This window comes from Bradyrhizobium yuanmingense (assembly GCF_025200905.1).
Taxonomy (GTDB): Bacteria; Pseudomonadota; Alphaproteobacteria; order Rhizobiales; family Xanthobacteraceae; genus Bradyrhizobium; species Bradyrhizobium yuanmingense.
The window spans coordinates 6,102,647-6,119,848 of the sequence record NZ_CP104173.1 but is presented as its reverse complement, the minus strand read 5'-3'; the positions used below and the strand labels follow the sequence as shown (position 1 = coordinate 6,119,848).

Below are 17,202 nucleotides of genomic sequence, written 5' to 3'. Positions count from 1 at the left end.
GTTTCCCGGGCGACCTGGGACGACCGCCACTGTAGATCTCCCGGTTCATCCGCTTGTCGAGAACGCCGGCGATATTCTGCTCGAGCACCGACTTGAAATGGCCGGTGAACGGCCACTGCTGAATTTGCGTCCGGCTAATCCGGAGGCAAGAGCCCGTGCTGCAAAGATGGGGTTCGTCGGGGTTGACGCCGATAACATCGTTCTCGACCCAGTGAAGTCAGACACGTGGGTGAGGAATGGCGACGGCAAGTGGCAGCGAGGATGCACCGCTTCGCGGCATCTTCGCAAAGCTGACGACAGCCAAGACCGTAAAATCGAGATGCCAGCGAGTGCTTCAACATACGATTATGAGGATGATTTCATGTGACCATGGAATCACCGGGCATTTGGCCTCGTGGAAAAAATCGATCTAGCCTGCTCCGCACTCCTCTGCGCCGGCGGCGTTTAGCTCAGAGTTCCTCGTTTGGCTCAGAATGCTCTCTCCTCAGTTCATCTTGGCTTAGCCGTTGCTGATTGTTCGCGCTTGGGAAGTAGGAGCCTATTCTACAAGCCTATTGCTGAGAATGCTCGCTGCGGCGACGACCTGTTTTGCCCCCCCGGCCGAGCGGCCGGGATGTGTGGCGCCGAGCACGTTGGACGGCTGAGACCACGACTCTTCCGCAGATGAAGCTTGCGAAGAAATAAGGGCGTGGACGCCTGACGATAGTCGGTCGCAACAATGTACAGCGAAGCGGCCGCCCAATGGACAAGCCGGGCCGCAAGCGTCAACGGACGTAACGATGCGGTGAGCACGAGCATGGTGCAGAACGCTCTCACCAGAAAAGGGGTGCCCAGTACATGGGGGCCTGCTGAGCGAAGCTCCATTTGCATCGTCACCGCGGTGGGGCTGCACAGCCAATCTCGTGCTTGCCGGTCCATCTCGGCAACTTCGCTCTGCAACGGAATATATAGCCTCGCTCCAGATGGAGCTAAGAAGTGCTTAGGCGCAACGACGGCTCTGGGTCAGCGTTACCATGAGCGTTGGCGTGGATGAGTCGGGTTGGCGTGCCAGCGTCTCTCGCAGGATACTCTGTTCTGCAGCCGCCCATATCCGTAAAGTGTGGACGGGCAAGAAAATTGCTGGCCGCTAGCATATTTAGAGTAAGCCGGAGTTCGGACTGCGAACACGTCGCCGGGTGGCGTGATTGTCGCTCACGAGCTTTAGATCGGACATGAACTCAAGCTGCAGGTTGGAATCAGATACCGCCTCGGGCGCCATATGCCTTCAGTGCGCTGTCGAGGCACTTAAGTAACTCTTGTCCGCCAAATGGTTTGGCGAGGAAGCCTATTGCTCCCGCGTCCAGGGCTGACGTGCGCACACGCTCGCTGGGGAAAGCGGTAATGAAAATGAAAGGTGCTTTGTGACCACGCGTCCGCATCTGTGCCAGCAGCTCCAGCCCGCTCATAGTCGACATCTGCACATCGGTAATGACACAGGATATCTCGTTTAACTGCGGCGACCGCAGGAGCGCCTCGGCCGAAGCAAATATCTGCACGACGTAGCCACGCGATTTCAAGAGGTTGCCTGTCGCCGCACGGACTGAGGCGTCGTCGTCAACGACGGAAATCAAAGGCGTGGACAAGATGAGCCCTCCTGACGCGCGAACAGCGGCTGCCAAAGCACTAGCCACCTTCGGCGAAAGATGGGCTGGAGAGATGAAGCTGTAAAATCATACTTGCGTTTGTTCAGAACGATTTGCACGAAGCCCCAGCGTCTCGCTCATTCTGATCAGCTCGGCAAGTGACCGGGCACGCATCTTTTTCATTACGTGACCCCGGTAGATCTTGACGGTAATCTCGGCGAGCCCAAGTTCGGCGGCTACCTGCTTGTTCATCAGGCCGGCCGTGACCAGTTTCATCACCGCCTGCTCTCGCGGGCTTAAGGTCTCAAATAAAGACTGCAGGTTCGCGACGGTTCGCTGAGCTTCCCGTCTCTTGCGATCGCGTTCGGTCGCCGCAACCACAGCATCAAGCAGTTCCTGATCGCGGAAGGGCTTGCTGAGAAAATCGACCGCACCTCCCTTCATGGCTCTGACGGTCATGGGAATGTCGCCATGACCGGTGATGAAAATGATCGGGATGTGTATGTTCAACCTAGCCAGCTCGGTCTGGTAGTCAAGGCCGCTCAGGCCTGGCAGCCGGACATCAAGAACTAGACAGCTTGGGACGTCCGGAATTGTGCTCTGCAGCATTTCACGGGCCGATCCGAAGGCAACGACCTCCAATCCTACCTGTTTAAAAAGATTAATAAGCGAGCGGCGCACGGAGATGTCATCCTCAACGACAAAGACGATCGCCTTCGTCGAGGCCTCGGCACTGCTACCCGTACTTAGCGAGTCAGATGGTCCAGTCACTGGATGGCCTCCTTATGCACGGGCAGGACAAACTGGAAGGTCGCGCCCGGTTCATCTTTCTCGAGAAACGATAGCCGCCCTCCGTGAGCTTCCACGATAGAACGGCAGATCGAAAGTCCCATTCCAAGGCCACTCGACTTGGTGGTGAAGAAGGGATCCAAGACGTGGTCAGCGTCCTTATCACCGATCCCGACGCCGCAATCGGCCACGGCAAGCTGCACGCGCCCCAGATCGTCCTTGGATGATTGAATCAGAAGTTCGCGCGGCCGGTCTGTAATTGCGTCCATCGCCTCGATTCCGTTCATTACCAGATTGATGATCACCTGTTGTAGCTGAATTCGATCACCGAGGATCCTAGGCAGCACGGCCGTCAACTCGGTTCGCAACGTCACCCGGTGGCTAACAAGCTCTCGTGTTACCAGCGCAACGACGTCCCTGACGACATCATTAATGTCGAGCGGCACCATCTCAATCTCGCCTTTCTTCGCGAGTGCGCGAACACTACGGATCACCTCGCTTGCCCGGATCGCGTCTTCGATGATCCATTCCACTGAAGAGCGCGCTGCGGCAAGATCAGGAGCTTCGCGAGCCATCCATCCGAGGCATGCATCGGCGTTGGTGAGAATAGCGGCGAGTGGCTGGTTTATCTCGTGGGCGATGGAGGTTGTCAGTTCTCCTAACGTCGTTACACGCGTCACATGGGCAAGCTCCGCCTGTGCCTTTCGCAGGTCTTGTTCGGCCTGATCGGCGCGAATAATGGCTGTGATGTCAGTGCTGACGCCACGGTAGCCCAGAAAATTGCCGTTTCCGTCGAAGAAAGGCTTACCACTCGTGCGGACGTAGATCGGGGATCCCATCCTATTCACTGTGCGGTAGACGAGATCCCGAAAAGGCTGATGCGCCTGCAACGTCGCCCGATGCTGCCGCCACTTTTCGGGCTCGTCTTCGACGTCGCACGCAATCTCCCAGCGAAGCAGGTCTATCAATCCTGTGGCCAAAATTCCTGCAGTGCTGGTGTGCTCGGATAAGCGAGTGACCCGATGATCTGGGCCGGTCTCCCAGAGCCAGTCGGAAGCTGTCTCGGCGTAGTCGCGAAAGCGCTGTTCGCTTTCGCGCAGCGCGACAAGTGTGTTTTCCAGGCGTTCCCTAGCTGCGTGTTGATCGGTGACATCCATATGTGTTCCAATCAGCTCGCTGACCTTACCATCGCTAGCGACGACAACATGCGCAACGGAGTGTATACGCCGTATCCCGCCATCTGGCAGAAGAACACGGAAATCATATTCGAACCGCTCGTGCTCCTTTTTTCTCGCCTGGCGCTGCACCTCCTGTAACCGCGGCAAGTCTTCCGGATGGATGCGCGAGCGAATGGTCTCTATCGATACCCGCTCTTGTGGGTTAAAGCCAAACAGTCGATCAACTTCCGCGGAGCGATACACGAAATCTAGACCGTGGACGTCCCAGGACCAGCTGCCTGTGTGGGTGAGATGCTGGGCCTCGGCCAGATAGGCCTCGCTGCGACGCAACTGCTGTTCTGCTCTCCTCGCTGCCGTAATATCGGTAGCTGCCCCAACAAACTCGATTTCACCAGAATCGGTTCTCGTGAGCCGTGCCTTCGCATGGATGTGCTTCACAGAGCCGTCTGGTAGCAGCAATCGATACTCGTGCTCGAAATCGCTCAAGTCTCGCATCGCTCCATCGATAACCTGTTTAACCGAAGCCCTATCGTCTGGGTGAGTGCGATCAACGACAAGCTGCGGCGAGGGAGTCGTTTGAGGATCCAATTGGAAAATCCGAAATGTCTCCTTCGACCAGAACGCCTCGCCAGTGGTGGCGTTCCAGCTGAAGCTGCCTGTATGACTCAACTCCTGCGCTTGAGCCAAATGCGCTTCGCTCCGCTGCAGGGCAAGTTCGGTCTGCTTTCGCTCCGTGACATCTTCGCAGGCGATAAGGACAATGGACTGATCGTCGGCCCAAAGCATGGCCTTGGCGTTTTCACGTACCCACAATACGGAGCCGTCCTTCCTGACTTTTTGGACGTCCCACGTGCGCGATTGTCCAATATCCTCAAGGCACGCCCGAATGCATTTGTGAACGAATGCGCGATCCTCCTCAAGAAATACGCCGAGTACGGAGTGGCCGATCAGTTCTGCAGGAGCATAGCCGAGTTGTGTCGCGCCGAATGTATTGACATTAAGGACAGTGCCGGCTCCATCGACCATGAAGTACATGGCCGGATTGTGCTCGAAGATTGCCCGCCACCGTTTTTCACGATCCTCCAAATCCGCCGCACTCCGCTGAAGCTTGACCGCAGCCACACGCGCAGCCTCTCTTTCCTGGCGGAGCTTTCCGATCAGGTACGTTGCTACAATTGAAACAATAGAGAATGCGACAACCACTGGAAGATCGCGGGGGTCATCGATTTGCAGGCTGAACGCCGGAGGCGCAAAGTAGTATGCGAGAGCAGCGATTGCCGTGATGCAGAGCGCGGATGACGCGATGAAGCTGCCCATCAACGAAAATAGCAAGACTACTAACAAATAGGCGAACGCCGTCGCGGCGAAATGGGCATTAAGGTATACGCAACTCAATGTAACAGCGGCTAAGGTTATGCCGCCGAAGGTCAACTGAGGGGCTGAACGTTTAAGACTGCTGATCTGGATAGACATTTTGAGACCGTCCGGCCTGTTCTCCGGCGGGAGAGCTATAGCATTTTAGGCAAAAATGGGGCAATCCTCGACGCTTGGATCGAGCGTGTCCGAGATTGATCACCTGCGGCCGAACTCAGCACGCGCGGGCAAAAAAAGCATCATAAACGTACGTATGGTTGTCCTAAACTTTTCGATGTGGGGTCGCCGACCGTGCGGCGGTCGAAGCTGAAATGTCTGCTTTGGCTTCCCTGCCGATAGCCTTGGCGGCAGTCGCTCGAGTCCTGCGAGCCGATGCACCCCCTTTACGCCCGCGGCCAAGGACAGCGGTTTTTGTGCAGCCGTGAGGTTGAAGCGAACGATCAGGCGGGCCTCCGGGCCGGGAACGAACAGAAACAAGCGGGCGAACCACTCATCTCGTCGGCACAATCGGTCCTGCGGCGGAAAGCGTAACCTTCATGTGCCGAGACAGGAAGGCGAGGTTGCGCGAGTGCTACCCGGCGATTAGGCCATCACGCCTAGCTGCGGAGGAGTCGTCTCCAATTGGTTTCGGTGGAATCGAGCGCCGACATGACACCGAACCGACGGTGCCGTGGACGACCCGCCGCATTCAGATGGACGGTAGCCTTGACCGTCAAGGAGGCGCCCTGAAGAAGCCCCTAGTTCTTTGAACGCGTGCTTTTCAGGGGCATCTGCCTGGCCACGACGCGCAGCAAGGGCTGTGCACTGGAGAGCGCACGAGAAAGTACCGACTTTCCTTACGTCCTTTGCGCCGATTCGATGTACGAGAAGTGTAGCTCTGGCATTCGATTGGGATTCGGATGGGGGCGTTAAGATCCGGGACCTACCTCATTGAGCTTGTACTGTCGATAGTGGGGGAAGTTGTGGACTGGTTGAGCCGAGCTTGCAACGTTGCGTGCTCGAGCTCGTCTTCCCACCAGGATACGAACACGGCCGCGATGCCATTGCCGATAATGTTGGTCAGGGCGCGCACCTCGCTCATGAACTTGTCGATCGAAAAAACGATTGCGATGCCCGGCACCAGCGCTGGGTTTACTACCGACAACGTCGCAGCGAGGGTGATGAAGCCCGCGCCGGTGACGCCGCTTGCCCCCTTCGAGGTTAGCATTGCCACGAGCAAGATCGTGAGCTGCTGGTTAAAGGAGAGATCGACCCCGAGTGCCTGGGCAATGAACAATGTCGCAAGTGTCATATAGATATTGGTTCCGTCGAGGTTGAAGGAGTAGCCAGTTGGCACCACCAGCCCGACGACCGCCTTGGAGCAGCCCAGCCGCTCGAGCTTTTCCATCAATTGCGGCAGCGCGCTTTCCGAGGACGAAGTACCGAGCACGATCAGAATCTCGTCTTTGATATAGACAAGGAACTTGAAGATTGAAAAGCCGACGAGGCGCGCGATCAAACCCAGCACCACGACCACAAATAACGCCGCCGTCGCGTAAAACAGCGCGATCAAACCAATCAGATTACCGAGTGCTGCAGGCCCGAACTTGCCGACCGTGAAAGCCATGGCGCCGAAGGCTCCGATCGGCGCTGCTTTCATTACAATAGCGATTACGCCGAACATTGCGTGCGTGACGTCGTCAATCATGCCGCGGAGCCGCTCCCCACGCTTTCCCAGCGCCATCAGAGAAAAGCCGAAGAGGATCGCGAACAGGAGAACCTGCAGAACATCGCCGTGAGCGAAGGCGCCGACCACGCTATCGGGGATGATGTTGAGAAAAAAGTCGACGGTCTTCGAAGCTTCCGCCTGCTTGACGTAATTGGCGACGGCCGCAGCATCCGGCTTGACCGCAAGGCCATGACCTATTCGGACGAGATTGCCCATAACAAGGCCCAACAGCAAGGCAAAGCTGGACACGATCTCGAAATAGAACAGCGCTTTGACGCCGACGCACCCAACTTTCTTCGCATCCTGAATATGCGCAATACCAGAGGTGACGGTGCAGAAAATAATCGGCGCGATCACCATCTTAATGAGCTTGATGAACCCGTCACCCAGCGCCTTAACCCAGTCGTTGGTGGCGACAGATGGCCACAGGCAGCCGACCATGGCGCCCATCAAGATCGCGATCAGCACCTGGACGTAGAGTATCTTATACCAAACTTGCGACGCCCGTGCAGGCGCCGCAGTTGCCATGGTGGTCATGACGCTTCCTTCCCGAATATACTCGAATGTCAGCCGCCGCCTCGTTCAGAGGCGGCAGCGTCATCCGAGACTCATCATTTCAGCCGTGTCCGATTGAAGACGGCTCCGGGAGCCGGTGCGTCCTTCCAAAGGCAGGCGTTTAGTTGCGTTGTTCATTCTCGTTAAGCAAGATCTACACCAGACGTCGAAACTGCGGCCGATTAATCAGCCGAGGGCAAATCGTCGGTAGGGCGGGCGCATTGACTGCGTGCTCGGACCGCGTTCGCAAGGTCGAAGAAGAAATTGCAGCGTAGCGCGCGCATTAGCGGAGTTGCCTCGCGACTGGGAGTCTTAGCGTGATCGATATACTCGGTGTGTTGAAATCCATGCAACAATGCGTGGGATTGGTAAAATTGATAGTTTGGATTGCACGCATTTGCCGGATGGAAGTTTGGGTTTCGGAACTAGATTTCGCGAAAGAATCTGTAGTGGATGAGCCGCGCGGTGGCTAGCGGCAAAGCTCGTTTGTGCACGGCGGGTTTGTTTCCGGATCTACGCTGACGATCCGCATTAGCCAGGATGGTCAAAAGTTGGCCTTCGCTCGCGGCCCCTCGCACCTTTGACCGTCTCGCAGAAGCAGCCTCACGCGATTTCCCCCCTGAACCGTTGGTCTTGCTCGCCAACAGCGGGCTTCCGGCGATCCATTCCACTACCGGCGCGGCGTATCGTCGACCGACCATGCTGGCATCTCTTCCGGCGGCGGATTCTAACGCTTCGTTGCGCCGCTGTCGCTGTCTGGTCGGGAACAAAAGATGCGAGAAAGCTCACAGAGCGTTAGGTCCATTTCAAAGTGACGTCGGCGTCCACGCGAATTTCTCTCGCGTTGAGCATAGAGCCCACACTCGCACGCGGCATAGGAATTGCTGATCACAAAAGAGAAGCTACCATCGTCAGATGGATCGAAGCGGACTTGTCACAGGACTTGTCGATGAGACTTGCTATGCTGCTCTTGCTCCCAGAAATGACGCGCGCGAATGTGGCGGCCTCCACGAGCTGCTGCGCGACTAAATCTCGAGTCTCGCCACATACCCGGCTGAGCCGGACGTGCAGGGGATTACTGGCACGATACGGCGACCTGCGCTCACTGGCGGGCTGACGCACATGGATGTCGTTTGGGCAGAGATTTCGCAATCCGTTGCGCTCACGATTGAGCTCGCCAGCGTGGCAACCGTGATCCTTCTCGTGATTGGTGTGCCCCTCGCGTGGTGGCTAGCGCGCTCAAAGACTTTTGCGAGCGAGGCTGTGGCCACGATGATCGTCCTGCCGCTGGTGCTACCGCCACAGGCTCTCGGCTTTGGCGTACTCGTTTTGCTTGGACCGGGTGGCGTTCTCGCCTCTTTCTGGGGCGAGCGCACGTTAGCCTTTACCTTCGCAGGAATGGCAGTCGGATCGGTCCTCTCGGCGCTGCCGTTGGTTGTGCAACCGATCCGTAGCGCCTTTGTTGCGACAGGCGATCGCTCCTTGAAAACGACCAGGCGCGTTTCGCCGTTGTACGCCTTCATTGCAATCAGCGCGCCACCGGCGCGACTGGAGTTTGTAAGGGCTGGCGTAATCGGTTTCTCTCATACGATCGGCACGTTCGGCGTCGTGATGTTGATCGGCGGCAATATTCCTGGGCGCACCAAAGTGTTGTCGGCTTACGTGGTAGAGTACGTCCAGGCGTCGCGTTGGCGCGAAGCCAGTGTGGTTGCTGGTGGTATGGTGTTGTTCGCCTTTGCGGCAATCCTAACCTTGGCGCTCATCGACAGGCACTCTGCCAGGAGGGGCACCGAATCGTCTTAGCCCCGCCCAGTTATCTGATAACGCCGCGCAGCAATCTGCAAACAGGGACCATCCCTCCTTCCGAGGGTACAATGGACAAGCTTGTCATGGCGACGGCAGCTGCTGGAATCGGTCTCAACTCGGTCCGCTCCGCGCCTCTGCCCGAGTCGACGGCCGACGAGGTCGGCGTTTCTCCACAGCGCCTTGCCAAACTGGACGAGTTCTTCGCTCGCGAGATCACGAGCAAACGCGTGCCCGGCGCGGTGATTGCAATCGCCAGAGACGGCAAGCTAATTCACTACAAAGCGTACGGCCAACTCGATCCGGTAAAAGGAAGGCCGATGCGGCTCGATGCGATATTCGCGCTTGCTTCCATGACCAAGCCGATGGTGGCCGTTGCGGGGCTTATCCTCATGGAGCAAGGTCGCCTTCCTCTAAGGGCCAGGCTTGCGGATTACTACCCGGAGTTCGCAAACATGAAGGTGGGAGTGCCGCAGCATGACGGCTCATTAGGATTTCAATCGCAGAATGCTGCGATCTACATCCACGATCTTTATCGCCACACATCCGGGCTCACCTACGGTGCGCCCGCCGACAGCTCTGACCAAGTAGCGCGTCTCTATCCCGATTTCGCCGCTCCGCCCCTAAGGGCCGATAAGCAGGCTTTCATTGAAGCCATTACCAAGCTGCCCCTAGCGCATCAACCGGGAACGGCATTCGAATACGGCTTCTCGACCGATGTGCTGGGAGCTGTCGTTGAACAGGTCAGCGAACAGCGATTGGGCGCCTATCTTGCCAGCAACCTGTGGAAGCCTATCGAAATGCAAGATGCCACTTTCCATTTGTCTCAATCGCAACGCGGGCGCCTCGCGCATCCATTTCCGGGCGACCCGCTGACGGGAAAGCCGCAACAGATCGAGCTCCTCGAAAGCGAGACGAAGTTTGACGGCGGGGGAGCCTGCGCATTTGCGACAGTTGGTGACTACGTGCGCTTTGGACAAATGCTACTCAATGGTGGAGAGCTCGATGGCGAGCGCATTCTCGGTCCGAGGACGGTGCGCCACATGATCTCCAACCACCTTGGGCCAGGGATCAAAAATAAGGTCGCCAATGTGGAGGCGCATCGGGCCGGCTTCGGTTTCGGGCTCGGAGTGGCTGTACGTACAACCGAGGGGCTCTCCGCGGTTCCGGGCAATCCAGGTGAGTTCACCTGGACCGGCGCGTACGGGACACAATTTTTCTGCGACCCAAAAGAGCGTCTGGTCGCAGTGGTCGGAACGGCGGCCCCCGGAGAAATCCGGAAGTACTACCGCGAGCAAGTCCAGTACATGGTCTATGCTGCGATAATCCGATAATTCACTTTCCGCCGAAATGCTCGATGATCCGTTTTGGATAGTAGGCAGAAAGTGTTGCGAGTAGAGAGCGATGCCGACTGAATGTAGGCGCCGCTGCCGTCTATCCGCGTCGGATGGATCGCACTAAGCTTCAAGAACACGATCGCCTCCGCTATCGCGAAGAAACTCCTGCAAGCGGCTGAGTGTCGTGATGCGCCAAGACGCCGCGCTTCTTGCTATTGATTGGCTTGCGTGATGAGCGCCCCGAGACCTTAGCTTTAAACGTCCGGTCTCGTCCACAGCGCCGTAGCTATGACGTGCGACGAGCCGCTTTGAAACCAAAGTCAGACCGAATCCACTCCGATCCAAAAGCAAAGCCAGCGTGCGCATCAGGGCTCAGTCCATTGCGGCCTCTCTTCCCGCTCGACAGCCGCTTCTTGTACGGGCTGCCGGTGAACTTGCTACTATGAGGGCCTTTACGCCACGCGGGTCAGCAATCGGCAAGCCTGATTGGGAGGGGCAGTGGGGTGCGCGTCAACTGCAGCAATTTTACTCGACAAATGTGACGGGTGCCGCGGTTATGGGGTAGTCGCCGTGAAGTGGTGAACCACCGTGCTGATTTGTTGAAGTGCTCACATCGACGTCCGGAATTGGACACCATTGGGACGACAGATCCATGACAAAGCTCTGCTGCCCGGCTTCGACAATCTCGCAAAAGGGAGCGGTAGCTTGATATGTTTCAACTGTTTCGCTTCGATGGCCTGGTTCTTGCTAAAAGTCAGCAGTTCGTGACTACCGACGACTACTCACATGGAAGGTTTCATGGGTGATGCAACGGAAACTTTCTACAGCGTGATCAGACGTCAGGGTATCACCCGTCGTAGTTTCCACAAATTCTGTAGTTTGACCGCCGCGAGCTTGGGACTCGGTCCGCTCACCGTAAGCAGTATTGCCCACGCCCTGGAAACCAAACCGCGTGTGCCCGTCATCTGGTTGCACGGGCTCGAGTGTACCTGTTGCTCGGAAAGCTTTATCCGCTCGGCCCATCCCTTGATCAAAGACGTGCTGCTGTCGATGATTTCGCTCGACTACGACGATACGCTCATGGCGGCGGCTGGACACCAGGCCGAGGCCATCCTGGAAGAAACCCGTGCCAAGTACAAAGGTAGGTATGTTCTCGCCGTCGAAGGCAATCCACCGCTTAACGAGGGCGGCATGTTCTGCATTGATGGCGGCAGGCCGTTCGTTGAAAAGCTCAGGTCGATGGCGGAAGAGGCCATGGCGATTATCGCTTGGGGAACGTGTGCGTCTTGGGGGTGCGTGCAAGCGGCCAAGCCCAATCCGACTGGCGCGGTGCCAATCGATAAGGTGATCACCAACAGGCCCATCATCAAGGTGCCCGGGTGCCCACCTATCGCAGAGATAATGAGTGGCCTCCTGACCTTCATCATCACGTTCGGAAAGCTTCCGGAGCTCGATCGCCAAGGACGCCCCAGTATGTTTTATTCCGAGCGCATTCACGACAAGTGTTATCGGCGTTCCCATTTCGACGCTGGCCAATTCGTCGAAGAGTGGGACGATAGGTACGCCCGCAAGGGCTACTGCCTGTACAAGATGGGCTGCAAGGGACCAACCACCTACAATGCCTGTTCGGCCGTCCGGTGGAACGGCGGAGTTTCATTTCCCGTTCAATCCGGCCACGGCTGCCTCGGCTGTTCCGAGGACGGCTTCTGGGACAAAGGGTCATTTTACGACCGACTCACAACCATCAAGCAGTTTGGCATCGAGGAGAACGCCGACAGGATCGGCATGGCCGCTGCCGGGGTGGTCGGGCTAACCGTCGCTGCCCATGCGGCGGTCACCGCCGTGAAGCGGTTGACCCACAAGCCGGATCACGCGGCCGATAAAGACAAACCGAGTTGAGGAGGACGAGGGTGGCTGTCGTGACGCCAAATGGGTTCAACCTCGATCGTTCCGGCAGGCGAATCGTCATCGATCCGCTGACGCGGATCGAAGGCCACCTGCGCGTCGAAGCCAATCTCGATTCGGACAATGTGATCCGCAATGCGGTCTCAAGCGGGACGATGTGGCGTGGCATCGAAGTCATCCTACGCGGCCGCGATCCGCGCGACGCGTGGGCCTTCACCGAGCGGATTTGCGGGGTCTGCACCGGCACCCATGCGCTCACCTCCGTGCGCGCGGTTGAAAATGCACTGGGAATTGCCATTCCGGAGAATGCCAATTCGATTCGTAACATCATGCAGCTGTGCCTGCTCGTGCATGATCACCTCGTACATTTCTATCACTTGCATGCGTTGGATTGGGTCGACGTGGTCTCCGCGCTCAAGGCCGATCCCAAGTCGACCTCCGCGCTGGCGCAGTCTATCTCGCCCTGGCCGCTGTCATCCCCTGGCTATTTTAAAGATTTGCAGATTCGGCTCACCAAATTCTTCGGATCAGGGCAACTCGGTCCGTTCAAGAATGGGTATTGGGGGCATCCGGCGTACAAGCTACCACCGGAAGCAAACCTGATGGCGCTAGCTCATTATTTGGAAGCGCTCGACTTCCAGAAGGAGATCGTCAAGATCCAAGCTATTTATGGTGGCAAGAACCCGCATCCGAACTGGCTGGTCGGCGGCGTGCCCTGCGCGATCAACGTCGACGGAATCGGTGCGGTGGGCGCGATCAATATGGAGCGACTGAACATCGTGTCCTCGATCATCGACCGCTCGATCGAGTTTGTCGAGCAGATCTACCTGCCCGACATTGTCGCGATCTGCTCGTTCTATAAGGACTGGCTCCACGGCGGCGGTCTTTCGAGCAAAAGCGTGATGTCGTATGGCGACATCCCCGAAAACGCCAACGACAGTTCCGCGGAGAGTTTGAAGCTGCCGCGCGGGGTCATTCTGGATGGCAATCTCAAGGAGATACTTCCGATCGACCATGGTGACCCCGAACAGATTCAGGAATTCGTCGCGCATTCATGGTATAAATACCCCAGCGATTGCTGTGGACTGCATCCCTGGGATGGTATCACCGAGCCAAGTTTTGAACTTGGACCAAAACTCAAAGGCAGCAAGACAGATATCAAGGAACTCGACGAAGGCGGCAAGTACTCCTGGATCAAAGCGCCGCGCTGGCGCGGCCGCGCCGTCGAGGTCGGGCCGTTGGCGCGATACATCGTCGGTTTTGCGCAAGGCCGAGCCGAGTTCAAGGAGCCAGCCGAGAGACTGCTCAAGGGGCTCAATCTTCCCGTGAGTGCGCTGTTCTCGACGCTTGGCCGTACTGCGACGCGGGCGCTTGAATGCCAGTGGGCGGCGCATCAGATGCGTTATTTCCAGGCTAAGCTCGTAATCCATATCAAAGCTGGCAATACGGCAACTGCCAATGTCAGCAGGTGGAGCCCGGAAAGCTGGCGTAAGGAGGCCAAGGGCTATGGGTTCTCTGAGGCGCCTCGCGGTGCACTCGGCCACTGGATTAAAATCAAGGACGCTAAGATCGACAACTATCAATGTGTCGTTCCGACGACTTGGAACGGATCTCCTCGCGATTCCAAGGGCAATATTGGCGCCTTTGAAGCCTCCCTGATCGGTACTCCGATGGCCGATCCGCAGCGGCCCCTGGAGATCCTGCGTACCATCCATTCCTTTGACCCGTGCTTGGCTTGCTCGACCCACGTGATGAGTCCTGAGGGCCAAGAAATGGCTTCAGTCAAAGTGCGGTAGGTCCAATGAAAGACAGCGCACGGGAGCTACTCGCCGCCATCGATGCGGCACCGACTGACCGCAGCACTGGCGGTGGCGTCGCCTACGTTTATGCGCCGGTGCGACTGTGGCATTGGGTTAATGCGGCGGCCATTCTGGTGCTGAGTTCAACGGGCTATCTGATTGGAACCGGGACACCGGAGATGTCGGGAGAGGCAAGCAGCAACTTCCTGTTCGGCTATATCCGCTTTGCCCATTTCACGGCGGGATATGTGCTCAGCGTCGGCTTTCTTCTACGCATCTACTGGGCCTTGATGGGAAATGCGCATGCTATGCAGATCTTTTACGTGCCGCTCTGGCGCGCGTGCTTTTGGCGAGAGGTGTACCACGAGATCCGCAGGTATGCGTTCCTTACAGGGAATCCTGAGAGGGGCCTCGTGCACAATCGCCTTGCTCAGCTCGCAATGTTCTTCATGTTTACGCAGACGATCACATTCTTGGTCGTCACAGGCTTTGCACTTTATGGGCAAGGCACCGGTACTGACAGCTGGCAGTATAAGGCATTCGGCTGGGTCTTTTCAATCTGGCCGAACAGTCACGACGTCCACACCTGGCATCATCTCGGCCTGTGGGTCATCGTGATGTTCGCGCTGGTCCATATCTACGCCGTGATCCGGGAAGACGTCATGTCTCACGGTAGCTTCTCTTCTACGGTATCGGGTGAGCGCCGGTTTGGCGATTGACTGGGAAGGTGGATGCTCAATCCGAAACAGAAAAAACGGATCCTGGTGCTCGGCATCGGCAATATCCTGTGGGCCGATGAGGGCTTCGGCGTGCGTGTGGTCGAGGAGTTTCATCGCCGCTACGCTGTCGATGATAACGTTACTGTCCTCGATGGCGGCACCCAGGGGCTCTACCTCGTCAGTTTTCTTGAGCAGGCCGATTGCCTGATCGTGTTCGATGCGATCGACTACGGATTGCTGCCGGGGCAGTTGAAGCTTGTGCGAGATGACGAAGTGCCAAAATTTACTGGTGCCAGGAAAGTGAGCCTGCATCAGACCGGCTTTCAGGAGGTCTTGAGCGCGGCCGATTTGCTTGGCCGCCGCCCGCGAGAGCTCGCTCTCATCGGCTGTCAGCCGTTGGACCTGGAGAATTGGGGCGGTCCTCTGACGGCGCCGGTGCGCTTTCAGATCGCGCCTGCGATTGAGCTGGGTTGTAAACTCCTAGCGCAGTGGGGCTCGTCGGCAAACCTGCGAAGCGCGCCGCTGCCTGCAGCAGAACAGCTGTTGGCTAACAATATTGACCATGCGAACTATGAGATGAGGGCGCAGCCGGTCTAGCGGCCTGCGACTGGCCATGTGCCTTGGCTTGCCAATGACGATTGTGGAGACTGACGGAATCACCGCGCTGTGCGAGCGTGGCAGTGAACAGCGGCGCGTCTCGGTCATGCTGCTCGTCGATGTACCGGTTGGGTCCAAAGTGCTCGTTCATATCGACAGCGCGGTGCGGCTCTTGGACGAAAACGAAGCAAGGCTGATCTCGGAAGCACTTGACGGGCTTGAGGCCAGCCTCAACGGCCAGGACTTCGATCGCTTCTTTGCGGACTTGATCGGTCACGAGCCACAATTGCCGGAGCACTTACGCTAGCAGTTCCGCGCGCTTGCGCCGGGTGAGTTTCTCACAAAGGGAATTCCAGTCGCACGTAACATTTGCCTGGAAAAATGCCAGGGGTTGGTCGAGCTCCAATCGCGGCCAGAGGATGATTGGCATGCCCCTTGCTAATGGCCTGCTAGCAGAACCGAACATTATCAGAAAGGCGTGTGATGAAGTTGCAACCGGCGCAGCATGGTCCGGCGCGACCCGCTCCGTCCGACGAGGAGGGCGTCGGCTTCGATGCGTGCCTAGCCGCGCACGCTCAAGTAACAGTGGCCATGATGCCGCTGTCCGCGGCCGATACATATATGCTCCGGATCATCCAGCTGGCATTCTTCCCCCCTGAAGCTGTCAAGGAGTTTAAGCAAGGCATGCAAGGCGCACCGCCTCCGCGCGGCGTTAGTGGCACACCAGTCGGTAGGTTCGGCCGGCGTAGACCATCGACGGCAAGCCTGTGTCGTAGTCACGATGAACTCAATCTGATCGGCAAAAGTCCGGACCGTCTGCTCACGATCAACCGCATCTCCGTACCAATCATTCGGGCACACGCCGGCAGCGCTTACCTCGCCAAGTGTATTGCACCCCGATACAGACAACGGAACATCCGATCGTGAAAACAGCGACCCCCGTTGTATCCGGCGGCGCCCACCGGGCGGCGAGCGACCTTGCCACTGGCTCTGCAAGTCTCGATGCATTCAATACCGGCTCGATGAGTGCGCTCGCCGGCCGCGCTTGGCGCGATCGGGACGAGCGTGCAAGGAATTATCCGAACGCCACATTGCTGCTATCAAATGCCGCTGCTGCCGTTGGCGGTCAGAGAAGCGGTGCTGGGACGCACCTCTACGGCCTGGCACATCTCAGCGATAGCGAACGCAAGTTGATCGGGGAAGTCCTCGGAGAAGGTGAGGTGGCCGGCGTGGCTGCGCTGCCAGATGGCTCTTTGGCGCAAATCCGGGAATCCGTGCTTGCGGGAATTTGGCGCGTGCGCATCGGGACCGATCCCTCGCATGAGTATGTTGAGGTCGGGGCGATTCCGCAGATAGTCCGGAGTGCCGCAACTGACCTGACGTCCCCCGATCTGGTGATCGGTACGCCGCCGGATGGCGCGATGAACGTTAAACCGGTTCTGGCTGAAATACGTGAGCGAGCGAGGAGCTGGCGACTTGGCATGCATGCCCACGTCATCAATCTGACGTTGCTGCCAATGAGCATTATCGACTTGGCATTCCTACAGCAAAGCTTGGGCAATGGACCGGTCCAACTCATGTTGCACGGCTATGGCACCTGCCGAGTGCAGGCGACCGGCACCAGGAATGTCTGGTCCGTGCAGTTCTTCAGTTCGACGGATGACATCATCTTGGATACGCTCGAGGTCGGCGGCGTGCCGATTGCTGCATTGGCTGCCGATGAGGATTTCCAGGACTCTGCCGAGCGCCTGCAGGAAATTATCAAGGCGTACTTCACATGAAGAGCTCGGTCATTCGGCATCGGGTGGCATTCCGC

The 17,202-nt window shown here is 57.6% G+C and carries 12 protein-coding genes; 8 read left to right on the top strand and 4 right to left on the bottom strand.

Annotated features, from left to right (window positions below; all coding sequences use genetic code 11):
- Positions 1–1,235: 1,235 nt before the first annotated feature.
- The 4 genes from N2605_RS28285 to dctA form a co-directional block, all read right to left on the bottom strand.
- Positions 1,236–1,622: a response regulator transcription factor gene (locus N2605_RS28285; RefSeq protein WP_057028537.1), complete on the bottom strand. Its 387-nt coding sequence runs from the start codon at positions 1,620–1,622 to the stop codon at positions 1,236–1,238.
- A gap of 87 nt (positions 1,623–1,709) precedes the next feature.
- Positions 1,710–2,393 (bottom strand): response regulator transcription factor, encoded by a 684-nt coding sequence (locus N2605_RS28280; protein WP_057027981.1) that lies wholly within the window; start codon positions 2,391–2,393, stop codon positions 1,710–1,712.
- A complete protein-coding gene (locus tag N2605_RS28275; protein WP_260344087.1) occupies positions 2,390–5,062 on the bottom strand; it encodes a PAS domain S-box protein in 2,673 nt (890 codons plus the stop codon). Before N2605_RS28275 ends, N2605_RS28280 begins: the two co-directional genes overlap by 4 nt.
- An 823-nt stretch (positions 5,063–5,885) precedes the next feature.
- Entirely contained in the window at positions 5,886–7,208 is a 1,323-nt protein-coding gene (dctA, locus tag N2605_RS28270) for a C4-dicarboxylate transporter DctA (protein WP_260344086.1), read from the bottom strand.
- Positions 7,209–8,348: 1,140 nt separating this feature from the next.
- Here dctA and N2605_RS28265 point away from each other — a divergent pair.
- The 8 genes from N2605_RS28265 to N2605_RS28230 all read left to right on the top strand — a co-directional run bounded on the left by N2605_RS28265 (position 8,349) and on the right by N2605_RS28230 (position 17,167).
- Positions 8,349–9,029 (top strand): molybdate ABC transporter permease subunit, encoded by a 681-nt coding sequence (locus N2605_RS28265; protein ID WP_260344085.1) that lies wholly within the window; start codon positions 8,349–8,351, stop codon positions 9,027–9,029.
- A 71-nt stretch (positions 9,030–9,100) separates the two neighbouring features.
- Complete coding sequence (locus N2605_RS28260) at positions 9,101–10,363, top strand: serine hydrolase domain-containing protein (RefSeq protein ID WP_260344082.1); 1,263 nt, start codon at positions 9,101–9,103, stop codon at positions 10,361–10,363.
- Positions 10,364–11,164: 801 nt separating this feature from the next.
- Positions 11,165–12,265, top strand: a complete 1,101-nt coding sequence (locus N2605_RS28255; RefSeq protein ID WP_260347515.1) for a hydrogenase small subunit — start codon at positions 11,165–11,167, stop codon at positions 12,263–12,265.
- 11 nt (positions 12,266–12,276) lie between these two features.
- Complete coding sequence (locus N2605_RS28250) at positions 12,277–14,067, top strand: nickel-dependent hydrogenase large subunit (protein ID WP_260344081.1); 1,791 nt, start codon at positions 12,277–12,279, stop codon at positions 14,065–14,067.
- 5 nt (positions 14,068–14,072) lie between these two features.
- Positions 14,073–14,789 (top strand): Ni/Fe-hydrogenase, b-type cytochrome subunit, encoded by a 717-nt coding sequence (gene cybH, locus N2605_RS28245; RefSeq protein WP_260344080.1) that lies wholly within the window; start codon positions 14,073–14,075, stop codon positions 14,787–14,789.
- Positions 14,790–14,801: 12 nt separating this feature from the next.
- Positions 14,802–15,386, top strand: coding sequence for a HyaD/HybD family hydrogenase maturation endopeptidase (locus tag N2605_RS28240; protein ID WP_260344079.1), 585 nt, complete (start codon positions 14,802–14,804; stop codon positions 15,384–15,386).
- 16 nt (positions 15,387–15,402) lie between these two features.
- Positions 15,403–15,693, top strand: a complete 291-nt coding sequence (locus tag N2605_RS28235; RefSeq protein WP_260344078.1) for a HypC/HybG/HupF family hydrogenase formation chaperone — start codon at positions 15,403–15,405, stop codon at positions 15,691–15,693.
- Between the two features lie 616 nt (positions 15,694–16,309).
- A complete protein-coding gene (locus N2605_RS28230; protein ID WP_260344075.1) occupies positions 16,310–17,167 on the top strand; it encodes a hydrogenase expression/formation protein in 858 nt (285 codons plus the stop codon).
- Positions 17,168–17,202 lie beyond the last annotated feature (35 nt).